Annotated in this window: 15 protein-coding genes; 10 read left to right on the forward strand and 5 right to left on the reverse strand. The window is 73.9% G+C overall.

Features of this window, described 5'->3' with window-relative positions; genetic code table 11:
- A partial coding sequence (locus AC1DWH_RS12635) for an FtsK/SpoIIIE domain-containing protein (RefSeq protein WP_477093971.1) occupies positions 1-2,875 on the forward strand: 2,875 nt, incomplete at its 5' end.
- Here AC1DWH_RS12635 and AC1DWH_RS12640 read toward each other — a convergent pair.
- Entirely contained in the window at positions 2,857-3,252 is a 396-nt protein-coding gene (locus tag AC1DWH_RS12640; protein ID WP_477093972.1) for a hypothetical protein, read from the reverse strand. The two genes, AC1DWH_RS12635 and AC1DWH_RS12640, sit on opposite strands and share 19 nt — an antisense overlap.
- A gap of 399 nt (positions 3,253-3,651) precedes the next feature.
- On the opposite strand from AC1DWH_RS12640, the gene AC1DWH_RS12645 reads away from it, so the two are divergent.
- Positions 3,652-3,900 (forward strand): WhiB family transcriptional regulator, encoded by a 249-nt coding sequence (locus AC1DWH_RS12645; protein WP_123370111.1) that lies wholly within the window; start codon positions 3,652-3,654, stop codon positions 3,898-3,900.
- A gap of 74 nt (positions 3,901-3,974) precedes the next feature.
- Here the strand turns inward: AC1DWH_RS12645 and AC1DWH_RS12650 are convergent, their stop codons facing one another.
- On the reverse strand, positions 3,975-5,456 hold the full coding sequence (locus AC1DWH_RS12650; RefSeq protein ID WP_477093973.1) for a sensor histidine kinase: 1,482 nt from the start codon (positions 5,454-5,456) through the stop codon (positions 3,975-3,977).
- 100 nt (positions 5,457-5,556) lie between these two features.
- On the opposite strand from AC1DWH_RS12650, the gene AC1DWH_RS12655 reads away from it, so the two are divergent.
- The 5 genes from AC1DWH_RS12655 to AC1DWH_RS12675 all read left to right on the forward strand — a co-directional run bounded on the left by AC1DWH_RS12655 (position 5,557) and on the right by AC1DWH_RS12675 (position 10,872).
- Positions 5,557-6,075: a DUF2505 domain-containing protein gene (locus AC1DWH_RS12655; RefSeq protein ID WP_477093974.1), complete on the forward strand. Its 519-nt coding sequence runs from the start codon at positions 5,557-5,559 to the stop codon at positions 6,073-6,075.
- Positions 6,076-6,362: 287 nt separating this feature from the next.
- Positions 6,363-7,667, forward strand: coding sequence for an ABC transporter substrate-binding protein (locus tag AC1DWH_RS12660; protein ID WP_477093975.1), 1,305 nt, complete (start codon positions 6,363-6,365; stop codon positions 7,665-7,667).
- 87 nt (positions 7,668-7,754) lie between these two features.
- On the forward strand, positions 7,755-8,762 hold the full coding sequence (locus AC1DWH_RS12665) for a carbohydrate ABC transporter permease (RefSeq protein WP_477093976.1): 1,008 nt from the start codon (positions 7,755-7,757) through the stop codon (positions 8,760-8,762).
- Positions 8,759-9,673: a carbohydrate ABC transporter permease gene (locus AC1DWH_RS12670; protein ID WP_477093977.1), complete on the forward strand. Its 915-nt coding sequence runs from the start codon at positions 8,759-8,761 to the stop codon at positions 9,671-9,673. The genes AC1DWH_RS12665 and AC1DWH_RS12670 overlap by 4 nt, the downstream gene beginning before the upstream one ends.
- A gap of 158 nt (positions 9,674-9,831) precedes the next feature.
- Positions 9,832-10,872, forward strand: a complete 1,041-nt coding sequence (locus AC1DWH_RS12675; RefSeq protein ID WP_456846530.1) for a LacI family DNA-binding transcriptional regulator — start codon at positions 9,832-9,834, stop codon at positions 10,870-10,872.
- Positions 10,873-10,951: 79 nt separating this feature from the next.
- On the opposite strand, the gene AC1DWH_RS12680 is transcribed toward AC1DWH_RS12675, so the two are convergent.
- Complete coding sequence (locus AC1DWH_RS12680) at positions 10,952-14,248, reverse strand: proline dehydrogenase family protein (RefSeq protein WP_477093978.1); 3,297 nt, start codon at positions 14,246-14,248, stop codon at positions 10,952-10,954.
- Between the two features lie 198 nt (positions 14,249-14,446).
- Here AC1DWH_RS12680 and AC1DWH_RS12685 point away from each other — a divergent pair, with 198 nt between their 5' ends.
- The 3 genes from AC1DWH_RS12685 (at position 14,447) to AC1DWH_RS12695 (ending at position 17,386) form a co-directional block, all read left to right on the forward strand.
- On the forward strand, positions 14,447-14,845 hold the full coding sequence (locus AC1DWH_RS12685) for a hypothetical protein (RefSeq protein ID WP_477093979.1): 399 nt from the start codon (positions 14,447-14,449) through the stop codon (positions 14,843-14,845).
- Positions 14,846-15,024: 179 nt separating this feature from the next.
- A complete protein-coding gene (locus AC1DWH_RS12690; RefSeq protein WP_477093980.1) occupies positions 15,025-16,296 on the forward strand; it encodes a Glu/Leu/Phe/Val family dehydrogenase in 1,272 nt (423 codons plus the stop codon).
- Positions 16,297-16,333: 37 nt separating this feature from the next.
- On the forward strand, positions 16,334-17,386 hold the full coding sequence (locus tag AC1DWH_RS12695) for an LLM class flavin-dependent oxidoreductase (RefSeq protein WP_477093981.1): 1,053 nt from the start codon (positions 16,334-16,336) through the stop codon (positions 17,384-17,386).
- 23 nt (positions 17,387-17,409) lie between these two features.
- Here the strand turns inward: AC1DWH_RS12695 and AC1DWH_RS12700 are convergent, their stop codons facing one another.
- Both AC1DWH_RS12700 and hemQ read right to left on the reverse strand, forming a co-directional pair.
- Positions 17,410-17,766 carry an META domain-containing protein gene (locus AC1DWH_RS12700; RefSeq protein WP_456846283.1) on the reverse strand — a complete coding sequence of 119 codons (357 nt, stop codon included), beginning with the start codon at positions 17,764-17,766 and terminating at the stop codon, positions 17,410-17,412.
- Positions 17,767-17,778: 12 nt separating this feature from the next.
- Positions 17,779-18,471 carry a hydrogen peroxide-dependent heme synthase gene (hemQ, locus tag AC1DWH_RS12705; RefSeq protein ID WP_456846282.1) on the reverse strand — a complete coding sequence of 231 codons (693 nt, stop codon included), beginning with the start codon at positions 18,469-18,471 and terminating at the stop codon, positions 17,779-17,781.
- Positions 18,472-18,492 lie beyond the last annotated feature (21 nt).

An 18,492-nucleotide genomic window follows, 5' to 3' on the forward strand; every position in this document is an offset into this window, starting at 1 on the left:
GGATCCGGCCGCGCTCGCGGCGGCGACCGCCCGGGCGCGGGTCGCCGCGGCCGAGCCCGTGGCGGTCGAGCAGCCGTGGGACCCGGGGGGCTCGCTCGCCGTCGTCGGACCCCGCGCGATCGCGCTGCCCGTGGCCCGGGCCGTCGTCCTGGGCGCCCTCGGCACGCAGCTCGCCGCCACCGTCACCGTGCACGCCCGGCACCCCGAGGACTGGTCGTGGTGCGTCTGGGCGGCCGAGGGGCCCGGGCCTGACGTCCTGGTCGTCGCCGACGATCCGCGCGACCCGTCCGCGCTGGCCCGCTGGCGGTCGTCGGCACCCGCGGCGCAGCGCGTGCTCATCGTGGCGGACGACGCGTCCGCCGTGCCCGCGTGGTGCTGCGCCCGCCTGGACGTAGGCCCGCGGTCGGTGCTGCTGCGGGATGCGACCGGCGCGACCCGCGAGGTCCCGCGGCACGCGGTCACCGCCGAGCACGCGCTCCTGCAGGTCCGCGCCGCGGCCGCCGCCCGCGCGGTCGCGCGCACGCACGACGCGGCCAGCGCCCTGCCCGACCGGGCCTCGCTCGGCGCGCTCGACGCGATCCCCGGCCCGGACCGGCTCGCCGACGCGTGGGCGGAGCCACCACCGCCGGGTCTCGTCGCGTCGCTCGGCATCGGCGCGGGCGGCCGCACCGTCGCCGTGGACCTCGTCGCGGACGGGCCGCACGTGCTGGTCGCGGGGACCACGGGCGCCGGCAAGTCCGAGCTGCTCACCACGCTCGTCCTGAGCCTCGCGCTGACGCACCCGCCGGACCGCCTGGCGATCCTGCTGGTCGACTTCAAGGGCGGCACCGGGCTCGGGCCGGTGGCGGGGCTGCCGCACGTCCTGGAGCACGTGACCGACCTCGACGCGGCGCACGCCCGACGAATCCTGGCCGCGCTGCGCGCCGAGCTCCGCCGACGAGAGGCCCTGCTCGCCGCAGCCGGGGTCCGGGACCTGCTCGAGCTCGACCCCGCGGACGCCGCCACGCCCCCGCGGCTGCTCGTCGTGGTGGACGAGCTCCGGGCGCTGACGGAGGACCTCCCCGACGCCTCCGCCGCGCTGACCCGCATCGCCGCCCAGGGCCGCGCGCTCGGCGTCCACCTCGTCCTGGCCACGCAGCGGCCCGCGGGGGCGGTCGGCGCCGACCTGCGCGCGAACGTCGCCGTCCGGGTCGCCCTGCGGGTCACCGACCCCGCCGACTCCACGGACGTCCTCGACGCGCCCGACGCCGCGCTGATCGACCCGGCGACGCCCGGGCGCGCGTGGTTGCGCCGCGGGTCACGGTCGCTGGAGCCCGTGCAGATCGCCCGGGCGATCACGACGACCCCAGCCCCGGCGGTCCGGGTGGCGCGACCGTGGGTCGCCGGCGGCAGCTGGGCGCCGGCGCCGACCGCGCGGCGCGACGCCGTCGACGGCGCCGAGCACTGGGTCCGGGCGGCTGCCCGGGCCGCGCTCCTGCGACCGCCGGCCGAGCGACCGCCCTGGCTGCCGGGGCTGCCGGCCGTCGTCCGCGCGGTCGACGTGCCCGCGGGACCGGGCCTCGCCCTCGCGGTCGCCGACCTCCCGGACGAGCTGCGGCGCGGACCGGTCCGGTGGGACCCGGGTGGCGGGCACCTGCTGGTGCTCGGCGGCCCCCGCTCGGGCCGCACCACCACCCTGCTGACCGCCGGGATCGAGGCCCTCGCGCAGGGCTGGCACGTGCACTCCGTCGGGCTCCCGAGCTTCGCGGTCGAACGGCTCCGCGCCGGCGACCGGCGCGGCGGGCTCGGGAGCGTCCTCGACACCGACGACACCCTCGCCACCGCGCGGCTCCTCGAGCTGCTCGGCGCGTCGCGAGGCCGGTCCGTGCTCCTGCTCGACCGGCTCGACCTTGCCCTGGAGTCGCTGGGGCGCCTCGCCCGCGGTGCCGGCGCCGAGCGGTTGTCGGCCCTCTGGCGCGCCGCGGCAGGCGGGACGGCCGTCGCCGCGGCCGCCGACCCGGGCGCGGCCGCGCTGCACCACGCGGGCGCGTTCGCGCAGCGCCTGGTGCTGCCGGTGCCCGACCCCACGCTCGACGCCCTCGCGGGGGTGCCCACCGCGCTGGCCGGTCGCCGGACCGTGCCCGGTCGGGCCGTGCACGTCCACGCCGCCGGCGCCGAGCTGTGCCAGGTGGCGCTCCCGGGCGACCCGCCTCCCACGCCCGCGCGACCAGGAACGGGCGGTGCCCGACCGGTGCTCGTGCGCTCGCTGCCGGACCGCGCCGACCCGCCGGCGGTGCCGGTCGCCGCCGCGGACCCGCTCCTGGTCCCCCTCGGGATCGGCGGCGACGACGCGGGGACCGTGTGGGTGGACCTGGCTCACGGGCTGCTCGTGGCAGGTCCGCCCGGCTCGGGCCGCAGCACGGCGCTCGACGGCGTCGCGGGCGCGCTCGCCGGGGCCGGGCACCGCGTCCTGCGCCTGGTCGACCCGTCCGTCGACGCCCGGCCGCCCCGTGCCGGCGTCCGTGACATCGGGCTCGACGACCTGCCGGCAGCGTGCCGGGAGCCGCGCGAGCCGCCCGTCCTGCTGGTCGACGACCTCGACGACCTCGAACGCAGCCACCCCTCGCTCGGCGAGCTCCTCGCGTCGGTCGAGACCGGGGCGGTGGTCGCGGCGGTCACGTCGGCGTCCGCCGTGCAGGCCTTCCGCGGCGTCGTCCCCATCCTGCTGCGCCGACGACGCACGCTCGTGCTCGACGTGCACGACCCGGCCTCGGCCGAGCTGGTGGGTCCGCGTGCGGCCTGGTGCGTCGACCCGAGCCGCCGTCCGGCCGGTCGCGGCGTGCTGCTGCGCGGGCGGGACGCGGTGGTCGTGCAGGTCTACTCGACCGGATCCTGACGGCGCGCGGTGACCGCCACGACCGGGGGGAGCAGCAGCCCGACCCCCACCAGCGTCGCGACGACGAGCACGGCGACCGCCCACGCCGAGGGCTGCGCCCCGAGCCAGCCCAGCGTGAGCACGACGAGCAGGATCTGCCACATGATCACCGGCGAGCGGGCCCAGCGCCGGCCCCGCCAGAGGCCGCGCGCGGCGAGCAGGAGCAGCAGGGCGATGCCGACGCCGAACGCCGCGAGGAAGAGGCTCGCCGCGGGCAGGGTCGCGGCGCCCCGGACGACGTCGGTGGCCCAGGCGATGCCGAGCCCGAGGAAGGCCGCGGCCTCGAGGGTCACCAGGAGGCAGACGGCGAGGAGCAGGGCGGGGCGGCGGTCGGTCACACGCAGGAGCCTAGGCACGGGAGGGTCCGATCGACCCCTCACCCCTCCTGACCTGGGTCGATCCCCACCCGGGACGCGGGATGCACTACCACGCCCAGAAGGTGTCTCACGCCACGACGTGACGGCGATCACCCCTGGAAACCGGCGTGTTGACCTGGACATTTGTCCGACAATGCCCCTCACCTGCATCAACATGCGGGCTCAGGCCACGCACGGGTGAATCACAGGTGTGACGAACGCCTCAGTCGTTACGGAGATGAAACCTTCCCGTAACCCCTTGTGCAGTCTCCATACCGGTGCGAGCCTTGACGAAGCAAGAAACCCACCCCCGATCTCACGTTCAGACACGCGCGCCCTGACCCCCGGGTGCCGGCTCGACGTGTGCCTAGGAGAGAAATCATGGATTGGCGCCACCGCGCAGCGTGTCTCGACGAGGACCCGGAGCTGTTCTTCCCCATCGGGAACACCGGACCCGCGCTGCTCCAGATCGACGAGGCCAAGGCCGTCTGCCGCCGGTGCCCCGTCGTCGACACCTGCCTCAAGTGGGCGATCGAGACCGGTCAGGACGCCGGCGTCTGGGGTGGGCTCTCCGAGGACGAGCGCCGCGCCCTCAAGCGCCGCACCGCGCGCCAGCGCCGCGCCAGCTGATCTCTCGCTCCACCGGCCCCGTCACCCCTCGGGTGGCGGGGCCGAGTCATGCCCGGCCGGCGAGGACGCGCGCCTCAGATCAGTGACGCGGCGTCCCGCGGCGCCCGCAGCCGGGCCTCGATGACCACCGAGGTCCCCCCGCCCTCGCGGCCGGTCCACTCGATCGTCCCCCGCATCTCGTTGGTGACGAGCGTCGAGACGATCTGCGTCCCGAGCCCGGTGCCCGCACCCCGTTCGGTCGGCAGGCCGGAGCCGTCGTCGGCCACCTCGACCCGCAGCTGGTCGTCCTGCCGGTCGACGATGACCTCGACCGTGCCGGACTCCCGCCCCTCGAACCCGTGCTCGACGGCGTTGGTCACCAGCTCGGTGAGGATGAGGGCGAGCGCGGTGGCGTCCTCGGCCGGGATGGAGCCGAACGACCCGCGCACCAGCGTGCGGACGTGCGCGCCCTCGGTGGCGACGTCGGCGGCGAGGCGCAGGCTCCGACCGACCAGGTCGTCGAACGGCACGCTCTCGTCGAGCGTCTGCGACAGCGTCTCGTGCACGAGCGCGATCGTGGCCACCCGCCGCATCGCCTCGCCGAGCGCCTCCTTGGCCTCCGGCGAGTCCACCCGTCGCGACTGCAGCCGCAGCAGCGCCGCCACGGTCTGCAGGTTGTTCTTCACGCGGTGGTGGATCTCGCGGATCGTCGCGTCCTTGGTGATGAGCTCGCGTTCCCGGCGGCGCAGCTCCGAGACGTCGCGGCACAGCAGCACCGCACCCACGCGCTGGCCGTGCTCGGTGAGCGGGACGGCCCGCAGGGAGAGCGCCACGCCCCGCGCCTCGACGTCCACCCGCCACGGCGCCCGGCCCATGAGGACCAGCGGCATCGACTCGTCGACCGTGTCGTGCTGCTCGATCAGCTCGGCGGTGACCTCGACCAGGGCGCGTCCGACGAGGTCGCCCACCACCCCGAGCCGGTGGAAGCAGGACAGAGCGTTCGGGCTGGCGTAGAGCACCTCGCCCTCGGAGTTGAGGCGCACGAGCCCGTCGCCGACGCGAGGGGCGCCGCGGCGGGGACCGGTCGGGGCGTCGGGTGCCGGGAACTCGCCGCGACCGACCATCGCGAAGATGTCGTCGGCCGCCTCCACGTAGTTGAGCTCGAGGCGGCTGGGCGTGCGGGCCCCGCCCAGGTTCGTCTGGCGCGCGAGCACGGCGATCGCCTTGCCCCGCCGGACCACCGGGACCGCCTCCTCGCGCACGGCGTACGAGCCGAACCAGCGCGGCTCGCGCGAGCGCTGGGCGGCCCGCTCGTCGAGGGAGCGCTGCAGCTGCGGCCGCTGGCCCTCCGGCGCGCTCGACCCGACGACGTCGTCGTAGTGCACGGTGGCGCCGGTCGAGGGCCGGCACTGGGCGATCGCGACGAAGTCACCGTCGTCGGTCGGCAGCCAGAGCACGAGGTCGGCGAACGCGAGGTCGGAGAGCACCTGCCAGTCGCCGACGAGCAGGTGCAGCCACTCGAGGTCGTGCGGCTCGAGCGCGGCGTGACGAGCGGCGAGGGTGCTCAGCGTGGACACGGGGACCAGGGTAGGTGGCGCCGACGACGGTACGGGCAGGACGGCCAGGACGTGGGCAGATAGCCTCGGACCCATACCCCCGACCTCCGAAGGACCTGCCGTGCGACTGAGCGTCACGCTCGACCTGCCCACCGACGCGCACGCCGCCGCGCGACTGCTGGCCGATCCCGAGTTCGTCCACCACAAGGTCCTCGCCACCGGCGCGCTCGAGCAGCACGTCGACATCACCGGGTCCGCCGACGGCGCGTTCACGGTGACCACCCGCCGCGCGCTGCCCACCGACCAGATCCCGGCGCACCTGCGCGGGTTCGTCGGGACGCGGATCGACGTCCGGCAGGTCGAGGCGTGGGAGGCACCGGGAGCCGACGGCGCGCGCGTGGGCACCGTCGTGGTCGAGATCGCCGGCGCGCCCGTGCGACTGAGTGGGCGGACCACCCTGACCCCGACCGCGGTGGGTTCGACCACCGTTCTGTACGACGGCGACCTGCGCGCGAGCGTGCCGCTCTTCGGCTCCGCCGTCGAGCAGGCGACCGCCGGCGCCATCCGGTCCGCGCTCGAGGTCGAGCAGGACGTGGCGCGTCGCTGGATCGCTGGTCACGGACAGGCGCCGCAGCCGTAACGATTCGGTAACACGGCGCGGGGCGGATATCGCTCTGACCTGCGGAAACGTCGGTGTGGGATCGCTACCACGCCATAAACACGGCCCCGCCTCCTTGACACCCGGTGGGCCGCCGACGACAGTATCCGCAGCGCGTGGGAACGCTCCCGCATCACTGCGGATGGGAACGTGTCCACGCCGGGTCCACACGGCCCAACCCGACGTCCGTACGCGCCCCCTGCGGCGAGCGGCCGACGGGTGCCCTAGGGGTACGGCGAGGACGCCGTCCGACTGACAAGGGAGTCACAGTGCGCAAGACCACAAGCAAGATGTGGGCGGCCGCGGCGGGGGTCACGGGCATCGCCCTCCTCGCCACCGCCTGCTCCGGCAGCTCGGACACGCCCAGCGACGAGGGTTCGGACAGCGCCGCGCCCGAGAACATCACGCTGACGCTCGGCACGTTCAACGAGCCTGGCTACACGGACGAGATGTTCAAGGCCTACGAGGACGCCAACCCTGGCATCACCATCGAGAACAAGAAGGCCGCGACCTCGAACGAGGCCCGCGACAACCTGAACACGCGCCTCGCGTCGGGTTCGGGCGCCTCGGACGTCGAGATGATCGAGATCGACTGGCTCCCCGAGCTCATGCAGTACCCGGACAAGTTCGTCGACCTGACGGACCCGGCGCTCGACGGCCGCTGGCTCGACTGGAAGGTCGCGCAGGCCACGACGCCCGACGGCGTCCTGCTCGGCTACGGCACCGACATCGGCCCCGAGGCCATCGCGTACCGCTCCGACCTGTTCGCCGCTGCCGGTCTCCCGACCGACCGCGCCGCCGTCGCCGAGCTGCTCGGTGGCAAGGACGCCACGTGGGACGACTACTTCAACGTGGGCAAGCAGTACACGTCCGCCACGGGCAAGCCGTTCTTCGACGCCGCTGGTGCCATCTACCAGGGCATGATCAACCAGGTCCCGAACGCCTACGAGGAGAACGACGGCACGATCATCGCCGCCACGAACCCCGAGGTGAAGGACATCTACGACGCCGTCACCAAGGCCTCCGTGACCGACAACCTGTCGGCCCACCTCGGCCAGTGGAGCGACGACTGGACCGCCTCGTTCCAGAACGACGGCTTCGCGACCATGCTGGCTCCGGGCTGGATGCTCGGCGTCATCGAGGGCAACTCGGCCGGCGTGACCGGCTGGGACATCGCGGACGTCTTCCCCGGCGGCGCCGGCAACTGGGGCGGCTCGTTCATGACGGTCCCCGCCCAGGGCAAGCACACCGAGGAGGCGAAGAAGTTCGCCGCCTGGCTGACGGCTCCGGAGCAGCAGCTCCAGGCCTACAAGAACAAGGGCACGTTCCCGAGCCAGACCGAGGCGCTGTCCTCGGACGAGCTGCTCAGCTCCACGAACGCGTTCTTCAACAACGCCCCGGCCGGCCAGATCCTGGCCAACCGCGCCGTGGGCATCATCGCCCCGTTCAAGGGCCCGAACTACTTCGCCGTCAACGACGCGATGCAGTCGGCTCTGACCGAGGTCGACGTCAACGGTGGTGACGCCGCTGCTCAGTGGGACACCTTCGTGGGCGCGGTCAACGCTCTCGGCTGACCCTAGCCAGGGGCCGGGCCGGTGGGTCTCCCATCGGCCCGGCCCCGCCAGCGTAGGCTCCTTGCCCACCAGCACGAAGGACTCCTGATGGTCACCTCCACCACCCCGCCCCAGCTGGACCGCGGTCCGCAGCCTGGCTCCGAGCGCGTGCCGCGCCGGGTCGGGTTCAGCCAGACCCTCGGTCGCTGGGACGTCAAGGTCTCGCCCTACCTCTACATCTCGCCGTTCTTCCTGCTGTTCTGCCTGACCGGTCTGTTCCCGCTCGCGTACACCGCCTTCGTGTCGCTGCACGACTGGAACCTCATCGGCGGCAAGGGTGACTTCGTCGGGCTGCAGAACTACCTGTTCGTGCTCCAGGAGCCCAACTTCTGGAAGAGCATCCGCAACACGTTCAGCATCTTCTTCCTGTCGACCGTCCCCCAGCTGATCATCGCGATCGTGCTCGCGGCCCTCCTCGACGCGAACCTGCGCGCCCGGACGTTCTGGCGCATGGGTGTCCTGCTGCCGTACGTGGTGGCGCCGGTCGCCGTCAGCCTCATCTTCGGCAAGCTGTTCGCCGACAAGTCCGGTCTGATCAACACGGTGCTCGGCTACGTCGGCATCGACCCGATCGGCTGGCACGCGCAGATCTTCCCCAGCCACATCGCCATCGCCACGATGGTCGACTTCCGCTGGACCGGGTACAACACCCTCATCCTGCTGGCCGCGATGCAGGCGATCCCGCGCGACCTGTACGAGGCCGCCGTCCTCGACGGTGCCACCCGGGTGCGGCAGTTCTTCTCCGTCACCGTCCCGATGCTGCGTCCGACGATCATCTTCGTCGTCATCACCTCGACCATCGGTGGCCTGCAGATCTTCGACGAGCCGCGTCTGTTCGACCAGACCGGTCAGGGTGGCCCGAGCCGCCAGTGGATGACGACGACCATGTACATCTACGAGCTGGGCTGGGGCAACCAGAAGAGCTTCGGACGTGCGTCCGCGGTCGCCTGGATCCTGTTCCTGATCATCGTGCTGATCGGCATCATCAACTTCTCGATCACGCGGCGCATCTCGTCCGACACGTCGTCGGCCAAGCGGAAGAAGGTCTCCCGATGAGCGCCCCCTCGCTCCCGGTCATCCGGCAGACGGCCGGCCGCGGCGCCGCGCGTGCCGCCGGGCGGAGCCGCTCGACGGCCGCCGGGTCCGAACGTCGTCCGGGCTGGGTCACCTACACCCTGCTCGCCGTCGCCGTCGTCCTGGCGATCGCGCCGCTGTACTACGCGTTCCTGCTCGCGTCGTCGAACTCGGCGTACATCGCGCAGCACCCGATCCCGTCGCTGATCCCGCAGGGCGAGTTCTTCGACAACGTCGCCAAGGTGCTGAACGGCGACATCCAGTTCTGGAAGGCGCTCGGCAACTCGATCATCGTCGGCACGATCACCGCGCTCTCCGTGGTGCTCTTCTCGACGCTCGCGGGCTTCTCGTTCTCGAAGCTCCGCTTCCGGGGCCGCAACGGCCTGCTCGTGTTCGTCATCGCCACCACGGCCGTGCCGACGCAGCTGGGCATCGTGCCGCTGTTCATCGTGATGTCGCAGCTCGGCTGGACCGGCAAGCTCATCGCCGTCATCGTGCCGGGCCTGGTCACCGCGTTCGGCGTCTTCTGGATGACGCAGTACCTCGAGTCGGCGCTGCCGTACGAGCTGGTCGAGGCCGCGCGCGTCGACGGCGCCTCGATGATCCGGACGTTCTGGCACATCGCCCTCCCGGCGGCGCGCCCGGCGGCCGTCATGCTCGGCCTGTTCACGTTCGTCGCCTCGTGGACGAACTTCTTCTGGCCGTTCATCGTCCTCGGTCCGCAGAACCCGACGCTCCCGGTGGCCATCCAGCTGCTCCAGGCGTCGTACTTCAAGGACATGTCGCTGATCATGGCGGGCGTCACCGTCTCCACGATCCCGCTCATCATCCTGTTCTTCGTCGCCGGCCGTCAGCTGGTCGCCGGCATCATGCAGGGTGCCGTCAAGGGCTGATGCCCGCAGACTGTCCACGGCACGTCTCGGACGATCTGGTCTCTGATCGGCCCGGTCGTCCGGCCGATGGCAAGGGCGGGGTGCTCCCCGAGCACCCCGCCCTTCTCATCACCAGCTCGTCATCGCTGCTCCGGCAGCCACAGGAGGGAAGACCAACGGTGGTCGACAACATCCCGGTCCGCGTGGACCCAGCGCGGCCCCCCGCGCCGACGCTCGAGCAGGTCGCCGAGCGCGCAGGCGTCTCGCGCTCGACAGCCTCCCGCGCCATCAACGGCGGCCTGCGCGTGTCTCCCGAGGCCCTCGCCTCGGTCGAGGCCGCGGTGGCCGACCTCGGCTACACCCCGAACCGCGCCGCACGCTCGCTGGTCACCAAGCGCACCGACTCGATCGCGCTCGTGGTTCCCGAGCCCGACGAGCGCGTGCTCTCGGACCCGTTCTTCGCCGGCACGCTGAACGGGCTGAGCACCTCGCTGGCCGACTCGGACGTGCAGGTCGTCCTCGTGATCGCCCGACCCGGCGAGAGCGAGCGCACGGTCCGGTACCTGCGCAACGGGCACGTCGACGGCGCGATCGTCGTCTCGCACCACGCGAACGACGAGCTCGACCGCGCGCTGCAGGTCTCGCACGTGCCCAACGTGTTCGTCGGCCGGCCGCTGTCCGCCGACGAGCGGGATGTGCAGTACGTCGACACCGACAACGTCGAGGGCGGTCGCCTGGCCACCCAGCACCTCATCGACCGCGGCTGCCGGCGCATCGGCACGATCGCCGGACCGGCGGACATGTCGGCCGGCATCGACCGCCTCACGGGCTGGCGCAACGCGATGCGCGAGTCCGGGCTGCACGACGACGCCGTCGTCTACGGCGACTTCACCATGGCCTCGGGCACCATCGCGGCGCGCGAGCTGCTGTCCCGGTTCCCCGACGTCGACGCGATCTTCATCGCCTCCGACCTCATGGCCGCCGGCGCGCTGAGCGTGCTGGCGGAGCACGGCAAGGAGGTCCCCGGGGACGTCGCGGTCGTCGGGTACGACAACCTCGGTGTCGCCGCGTCGACCACTCCCCCGCTGACCAGCGTGATCCAGCCGGTCGTGGCCATGGCGCGTGCCGCGGGTGCCCGGCTGCTCGACCAGCTCAACGGTGCGCCCCCGTCGCCGCCGCTGATCTTCGCCCCCGAGCTGGTCATCAGGGCGTCCGCGTAGCGGGAGCGTCAGAGCGCGGCGCAGCGGGAGCGCGCACAACCAGAGGCCCGGTGGGAGATCCCACCGGGCCTCTGCGCCGTCAGCGGTCCGTGCGGTCAGCCGCCGTCGGCGGGACGTGGCCGAAGCGGTGCAGGGTCCGGCTCACCGCCTGCTCACGGACGACCGCCAGCAGCTCCCGCGCGCCGCTGGCCAGCACCGGGCCGTCGAGCACGGTCACCTGGCCGACGCGGGTGGCCGCCGCCTCGCGCAGGCCGGGGGCCGACCCGACCACCCGGACCCGACCCGTGACGGACCCGGCGCGCACCCGGCCCGCGAACGCCTCGTGGGGCTCGGTCGCGGCGTCGCTCACGGTGACGGCCACGCCCGCGGTGGTCGCCGCGTGGCGGACCCGGGCGACGTCGCGGTCGCGGGCGTCGGAGCCCACGCGCAGCACGAGCCCGGGCACCGGCCGGTAGCGCAGGATGTTCGCCTCGGCGCGCAGGCCGGACGGGTCGTGCTCGAGGGAGAGGTCGCCGGACCACACCCGGGCGTCGTCGCGAGCGGCCCATGCGAGCCAGCCGGCGTCGTCCTGCGGCACGTCGGGGGCGTCCTGCCACCGGCCGATCTGCGCGACGTAGTGCGGTCCGCCGGCCTTGGCGCCGGGTCCGACGGTCGACGCCTTCCAGCCGCCGAACGGCTGGCGCTGCACGATCGCGCCGGTGATGTGCCGGTTGACGTAGGCGTTGCCCACCTCGACCCGGTCCAGCCAGTGGTCGATCTCGCCCTCGTCCAGCGAGTGCAGGCCACCGGTCAGGCCGAATGCCACCGCGTTCTGCACGTCGATGGCCTCGTCCAGCGTCTCGACGCGCATGATGCCGAGCACGGGCCCGAAGCACTCGGTGGTGTGGAACCAGGAGCCGGGCGCGACGCCGTGCTTCACGCCGGGGCTCCACAGTCGGCCCTCGTCGTCGAGCTGCCGGGGCTGCACCAGCCAGGACTCCCCCGGGTCGAGCGTCGTCAGCGCACGCAGCAGCTTGCCGGACGCGGGCTCGGTCAGCGGCCCGACCGCGGTGCCCAGGTCGGTCGCCGGCCCGACGCGCAGGGACGCGACGGCGTCGGCGAGCTGGCGGCGCAGGCGGTCGGAGCGGCCCGCGGAGCCGACGAGGATGGCGAGCGAGGCGGCCGAGCACTTCTGGCCCGCGTGCCCGAACGCGCTGCGCACCAGGTCCGCGACCGCGAGGTCGACGTCCGCCGACGGCGTGATGACCAGGGCGTTCTTGCCGGAGGTCTCGGCGAGGACGTCGAGGTCGGGCCGCCAGCCGGCGAACAGCTGGGCGGTCTCGATCGACCCGGTGAGCACGACGCGGGCCACGTCGGGGTGCGTGACCAGCCGGCGACCGACGTCCCCTTCCGGGCTGAGCACGACGGTGAGGATCCCGGGAGGCGCCCCGGCGGCGGCGAGACCCCGCTGGATCGCCGCCATCGCGACCTGGCCGCACCGCGGCGCCTGCGGGGCGGGCTTGACCAGCACAGCGCTGCCCGCGGCCAGCGAGGCCAGCACCGAGCCCACCGGGATCGCGACGGGGAAGTTCCACGGCGGGGTCACCACCGTGAGCCCGGACGGTCGGTGCACGGCCCCGGGCACGACGCCGTCCGCGAGCTCGGCGGCGCGCTCCGCGTAGTACCGAGCGAAGTCGACGGCCTCGCTGACCTCCGGGTCGGCCTCGGCGACGGTCTTGCCGGCCTCGTGGACCATGGTGGCGACCAGGTCGGCACGCGCGTCCTCGAGGGCGGCCGCGACCGCGTGCAGCGCGACGGCCCGGTCGGCGGGCGCCGTCGCGGCCCAGGCCGGCTGGGCGGCGGCGGCCCGCGCGACCACGGCGTCCACCTCGTCGGTCGTCGTCACCACGACCGCGCCGTCGGGCGTCGGGACGTCGCGGTCGACGATGCCGCGGGCCCAGGCGCGTGCGACGCCGACCGCGGGGTCCGTGTCGGGCGTGTTGGCGAAGCCCTCGGGCGCGGGGGCGTCGGCGAACGGCCGGGCCGCCCGCCGGGCCGCCGTCGAGGGCTCGTCGCGGTCACGGAACGCGACGCGGAAGGCCTCCTCCTGGCTGTCCATCGCCGCACCCGGCGCGAACAGCGCGTGCAGGAAGTTCTGGCTGGCCGAGTTCTCCTCCAGGCGCCGGACCAGGTAGGAGATGGCGACGTCGAAGTCGTGCCGCGCGACCACGGGCGTGTACAGCAGGACCGCGCCGACCTCGTCGCGGACCGCGCGGGCCTGCGCCGGCGCCATGCCCTGCAGCATCTCGATGTCGAGGGCCTCGGCGACGCCGCGTCGCTGGGCGATCAGGTGCGCGGCGGCGACGTGGAACAGGTTGTGGCTGGCGACGCCGACGCGCAGGACGGCGGTGCGCTCGGGGTCCAGGGCCCGGTCCACCAGCCGCAGGTACGCGGCGTCGACCTCCGCCTTCGAGCCGTAGGGCGCCTGCGGCCAGCCGTGCAGCTCGGACTCGACCTGCTCCATCGCGAGGTTGGCCCCCTTGACCAGCCGCACCTTGAGGCGGGCGCCGCCGGCCTCGCGCCGCGCGGAGGCGATCGCGGTCAGCTCGTCCAGCGCGTCGGCGGCGTCGGGCAGGTAGGCCTGCAGCACGATGCCCGCCTCGGCGTCGAGCAGCGCCGGGTCCGAGACCAGCCGCTCGAACACCCGCAGGGTCAGCGTGAGGTCGCGGTACTCCTCCATGTCGAGGTTGAGGAACGTGCCGTGCCGCGCCGCGGTCAGGTACAGCGGTCGCAGGCGGTCCACCACCCGGCGGACGCTCCCCTCGGTGTCCCACGTGGACAGCTGGCTGGCCACGGCCGAGACCTTGACCGACACGTAGTCCACGTCGGGACGCTCGACCAGCGCGTGCACCCGGGCCAGCCGCGCGGTCGCCTCGCGCTCCCCCAGCACGGCCTCGCCGAGCAGGTTGAGGTTGAGCCGGAACCCGGCGGCGCGCGTCGCCGCGAGGTGCTTGGCCAGCCCCGGACCGTCGTCGGCGACCAGGTGGCCGACCAGGCTCCGCAGGCGCAGGCGGGCCGCGGGCACGACGACGTCGGGCAGCACGGGGGCGACGAGCGCACCGGCGCCGAGCATCGCCCGGTCGAGCGGGCCGAGGAACCCCGAGGCGGCCCCCGACGTCAGACCGGCGAGCTCCCGGGCGGCCACGCGCACGTCCTGCGGGCGCGCGACCCGGTCGACGAACCGCACCGCGAGCTCGAGCCCGGCGGGGTCCGCCACGAGTGCGGCCAACCGGCCGGTGGTCCGTCGCTCGGTGGCCGTCTGGCCCTCCGCCGTCGCCGAGAGCCACGTCCGGGCCAGCCGGATCGCGTCCTCGGTCACGTCGCCTGTGGTCGACATGGTTCTCCTCGTCCTCGGGGTGGACCGGGTCTCGGCCCGGGGCCAGTCTGGGCTGTCAAGGACCGTCTGTGCGACGTGGGTCGCCCGGATGCCGGTTGACCGGCCGGTCAGCCCGTCGCCAGGGTGGGACCGGCCGCGCACACGGGCACGCACGTGCGGATGAGCCGACGCCACTGTCGACCCACCCGGGGGACCACCATGATCGCTCTTGCTCGACGCGCCCTCGTCACGGCCGCCGCGGCCCTGACCCTCGTGCTCGGCGGCCTCGCGGTCGCGGCACCGTCCGTCGCCGCGGACTCGCCCGGCGTCGCGGCCGACCCCACCCTGCCGCGCGCGGCGCTGAGCGCCGGTGGCGTCGTCCAGCCGCAGGCGACGATCGAGGGCGAGGAGGCGTTCTGCGGGTGGCTCACCGGCGTCTACGTGAACCACCCGACGTACTACACGGTGCGCGTCTACAACTGCCGGCACACGGACGTCTTCGTCAAGGGCACGTACCTCAACGGCTCGTTCGGCACGTGCGTCCTCGTCCCTGCGCGGCACTCGCGGCACCTCGGCGGATCCGTCGTGAAGCCGCTCGACGACGCGCAGGTCTGCTGAGCGGACCCGCGCAGCGGGTGAATCCCGCGCGCGGTCCGGGCCCGTGGGGCGGCGCTGACCAGGATCGTCGCCCGGTGACGCCCGCGTTGCCCGGTTCGTCCTGCCCGCGCCTCGGACACGCCCGGCTCAGTCTTCGGGCCTACCGTGCGCCGACCGTCGGCGGTGACAAGGTGGGGGACGTGACGGACCTCACAGCGGAGACCCCGCAGCAGACCACGCCCCTCGCCACCGCCCAGGCACAGCTCGCCTCGGCCGTCGAGATCCTCGGCTACACCGAGGGGCTCCACCGCATGCTCGCCACACCCCGGCGCGAGATGAACGTCGCCGTCCCCCTGCGTCGGGACGACGGCGAGATCGAGCTGTTCACCGGGTACCGCGTGCAGCACAACATCTCCCGCGGCCCGGGCAAGGGCGGGCTGCGCTACTCCTCCTCCGTCGACGTCGACGAGGTGCGGGCGCTCGCCATGTGGATGACCTGGAAGTGCGCGGTCGTCGACGTCCCCTACGGCGGCGCCAAGGGCGGCGTCACCATCGACCCTCGGCTGTACTCGCAGGCGGAGCTCGAGCGCGTCACCCGCCGCTACACCAGCGAGATCATGCCGATCATCGGCCCGGAGCGGGACATCATGGCGCCGGACATCGGCACCAACGAGCAGACCATGGCGTGGGTCATGGACACCTACTCCGTGAACCTCGGCTACACCATCCCCGCGGTGACCACGGGCAAGCCGCTCGCGGTCGGGGGCTCGCTCGGACGGGCGACCGCGACCTCCCGGGGCGTCGTGCACTCCGCGGCTGCCGCGCTGGGTGACGCGGGCGTGAAGCTGCGCGAGGTGAGCGCCGCCGTGCAGGGCTTCGGCAAGGTCGGCTCGCACGCCTCCCGCTTCCTGCACGACGCGGGCACCCGTGTGGTCGCGGTCAGCGACGAGCAGGGCGGCGTCATGCACAGCGACGGCCTCGACATCGCCGGGCTCGAGCGGCACGTCGCGGTGACCGGCACCGTGGTCGGCTTCGAGGGCGGCGAACCGATCGACAACACCGAGCTCCTCGCGCTCGACGTCGACCTGCTCATCCCGGCGGCAGTCGAGGGTGTCCTGGACGCCGACGCGGCGGGCCGGGTCAAGGCGCGGTGGGTCGTCGAGGCCGCCAACGGCCCGACGACGCACGAGGGCGACCGCATCCTCGCGGAGCGCGGCGTCGTCGTCGTGCCCGACATCCTGGCCAACGCGGGTGGCGTGGTCGTGTCGTACTTCGAGTGGGTGCAGGCAAACCAGGCGTACTGGTGGACCGAGCGCGAGATCGAGGACCGCCTGGAGCACCGGATGATCACGGCCCACCGGGCGGTGGCTGCCGTGGCGAGCGCCGAGGGGATCTCGCTGCGCGACGCGGCGCTGACCATCGGCGTCCGGCGCGTCGCCGAGGCGCACCAGATCCGCGGCCTCTACCCCTGACGGGAGTACGGACGGGGGTGCCGGTGTTGCTGACGAGGTGACTCGCCAGAACCCGGTGCCCCTGTCCGTGCTCGACACCTCCCCGGTCGCCGTCGGCCAGTCCTCCGCGGACGCGCTCGCCGCGACGACGACCCTCGCCCGCGCCGCCGACGACGCCGGTTACGCACGCTTCTGGGTGGCGGAGCACCACGCGATGCCCGCGGTCGCGTCCACGTCCCCGGGCGTCCTGCTCGCGCACCTCGCCGCGGCCACGTCACGGATCCGGGTCGGATCCGGCGGGGTCATGCTGCCCAACCACCCGACGCTCGTAGTCGCCGAGCAGTTCGCGATGCTCGAGGCGCTCCACCCCGGCCGCATCGACCTCGGCATCGGCCGCGCGCCAGGCGCCGACCCCATGACCGCCGCCGCGCTGCGCCGCACGGTCGAGGGCCTGGGCGCCGACGACTTCCCCGCCGAGGTCGTGGACGTCCTGGCCCTGCTCGGCCAGCGGCTGGAGGGACGCGCGCCGTCCCTGCGCGCCACCCGCCTGTCCGCCACGCCGGCGGCCACGTCGACGCCCCAGGTCTGGCTGCTCGGGTCCAGCTCGTTCAGCGCGGAGCTGGCCGGCGAGCTGGGGCTGCCGTTCAGCTACGCCCACCACTTCAACACGGGCCACACGCTGCAGGCGGCCGACGCCTACCGCCGCGCGTTCCGTCCGTCGCCCGTGCTGGACGCGCCGCGCCTCATGGTCTCCGCGTCGGTGCTGGTCGCCGACTCCGACGACGAGGCGCACTACCTGGCGGGTCCCAGCAGGGTCATGGCCCTGTCGCTGCGCACCGGTCGGCCGCTCGGGCCGATCGTCTCGCCCGAGGACGCCGCCCGCGAGCTCGCCCTGCTCGACCCGGCGGCGGCCGCCGACTTCTTCGCGCGGGTCCCGGGCACGCAGGTGGCCACGACCGCCGACCGGGCGGTCGACGAGCTGGCCGCGCTGGTGGCCCGCACGGGAGCCGACGAGCTGATGATCACCGGGACCGCGTTCGACGTGGCCACCCGGGTGCACACGCTGTCGCAGGTCGCGTCCCGCTGGCCGGCCGTCACGGTCGCGGCCTGACCCGACCGGGGACGCCTCCCGAGTCAGACCGGCTGGTCCCCGGCGGTGGGGTCGCGGACCAGCCGCGCCGACCCGTCCCCGGTGAGCTCCAGCGTGTCGTCGTCGGGCGTCGACACCGCGACCGTGCCGCTGAGCAGCCGGAACACGCGCTGCTCGCAGTCCATCGCGTCCGGCGGGCCCGCCATCATGGTCGACACCACCGGCCCGAAGGTCAGCCCGTCGCCGGCGAGCTCCCACGTGCCGCGCACCCGGTTGACCCCGGCCATGCCGAACACCTGACCGTCACCGTCGAAGGTCAGCCACGGCGTCGCGCGACGCGGTCCCTCGACCTCGGCGCCCTCGAGCGCGGTGAACCGCCAGGTACCCGCCAGATCGACCATCCCCCGATGATGTCACCCGCGCGGCTGACGGTCCGCCCACGTCTCCAGGGTCACGCGCGGGCCGGTGTAGAACGGCACCTCCTCGCGGACGTGCAGGCGGGCGTCGGTGGCGCGCAGGTCGCGCATCAGGTCGACGATCCGGTGCAGCTCGGCGGCCTCGAACGCGAGGATCCACTCGTAGTCGCCGAGCGCGAACGCCGAGACCGTGTTGGCGCGCACGTCCGCGTACCCCCGGGCGGCCTGGCCGTGCTCGACGAGCATGCGGCGGCGGTCGTCCTCGGGCAGCACGTACCAGTCGTAGGAGCGGACGAACGGGTACACCGTCATGTAGTCGCCGGCCGGCTCACCCGCGAGGAACGCAGGGACGTGGGAGCGGTTGAACTCGGCGGGCCGGTGCAGGCCGACCACCGACCACACGGGCAGCAGGTGACGCCCGAGGTCGCTCGCGCGCAGCCGCTGGTAGGCGCCCTGGACCTCCTCGACCGTCGCGGCGTGCCACCACACCATGAGGTCCGCGTCCGCCCGCAGACCCGCGACGTCGTACCAGCCGCGCACCACCAGGCCGTCGTCGGCCACGGCGGCCTGGGCGGCGGCGATGAGCTCGGCGCGCTCGTCGTCGTCCTCCGGCAGGACCTCCTCCAGGGCGAAGACGGTCCACATCGTGTACCGGACGGTGGCGTTGAGGGTCTCGGCGTCGTGCGTCATCGCGGGTGCTCCAGGTCAGGG

The sequence above is a fragment of the Cellulomonas sp. P2_F12 genome, from assembly GCF_056403775.1.

Coding starts and splice junctions, on each gene's coding strand:
- AC1DWH_RS12645 (WP_123370111.1), top strand. CDS start 3,652: ATGGATTGGCGCCACCGCGCAGCGTGTCTCGACGAGGACCCGGAGCTG.
- AC1DWH_RS12665 (WP_477093976.1), top strand. CDS start 7,755: ATGGTCACCTCCACCACCCCGCCCCAGCTGGACCGCGGTCCGCAGCCT.
- AC1DWH_RS12670 (WP_477093977.1), top strand. CDS start 8,759: ATGAGCGCCCCCTCGCTCCCGGTCATCCGGCAGACGGCCGGCCGCGGC.
- AC1DWH_RS12680 (WP_477093978.1), bottom strand. CDS start 14,248: ATGTCGACCACAGGCGACGTGACCGAGGACGCGATCCGGCTGGCCCGG.
- AC1DWH_RS12685 (WP_477093979.1), top strand. CDS start 14,447: ATGATCGCTCTTGCTCGACGCGCCCTCGTCACGGCCGCCGCGGCCCTG.
- AC1DWH_RS12700 (WP_456846283.1), bottom strand. CDS start 17,766: ATGGTCGATCTGGCGGGTACCTGGCGGTTCACCGCGCTCGAGGGCGCC.
- hemQ (WP_456846282.1), bottom strand. CDS start 18,471: ATGACGCACGACGCCGAGACCCTCAACGCCACCGTCCGGTACACGATG.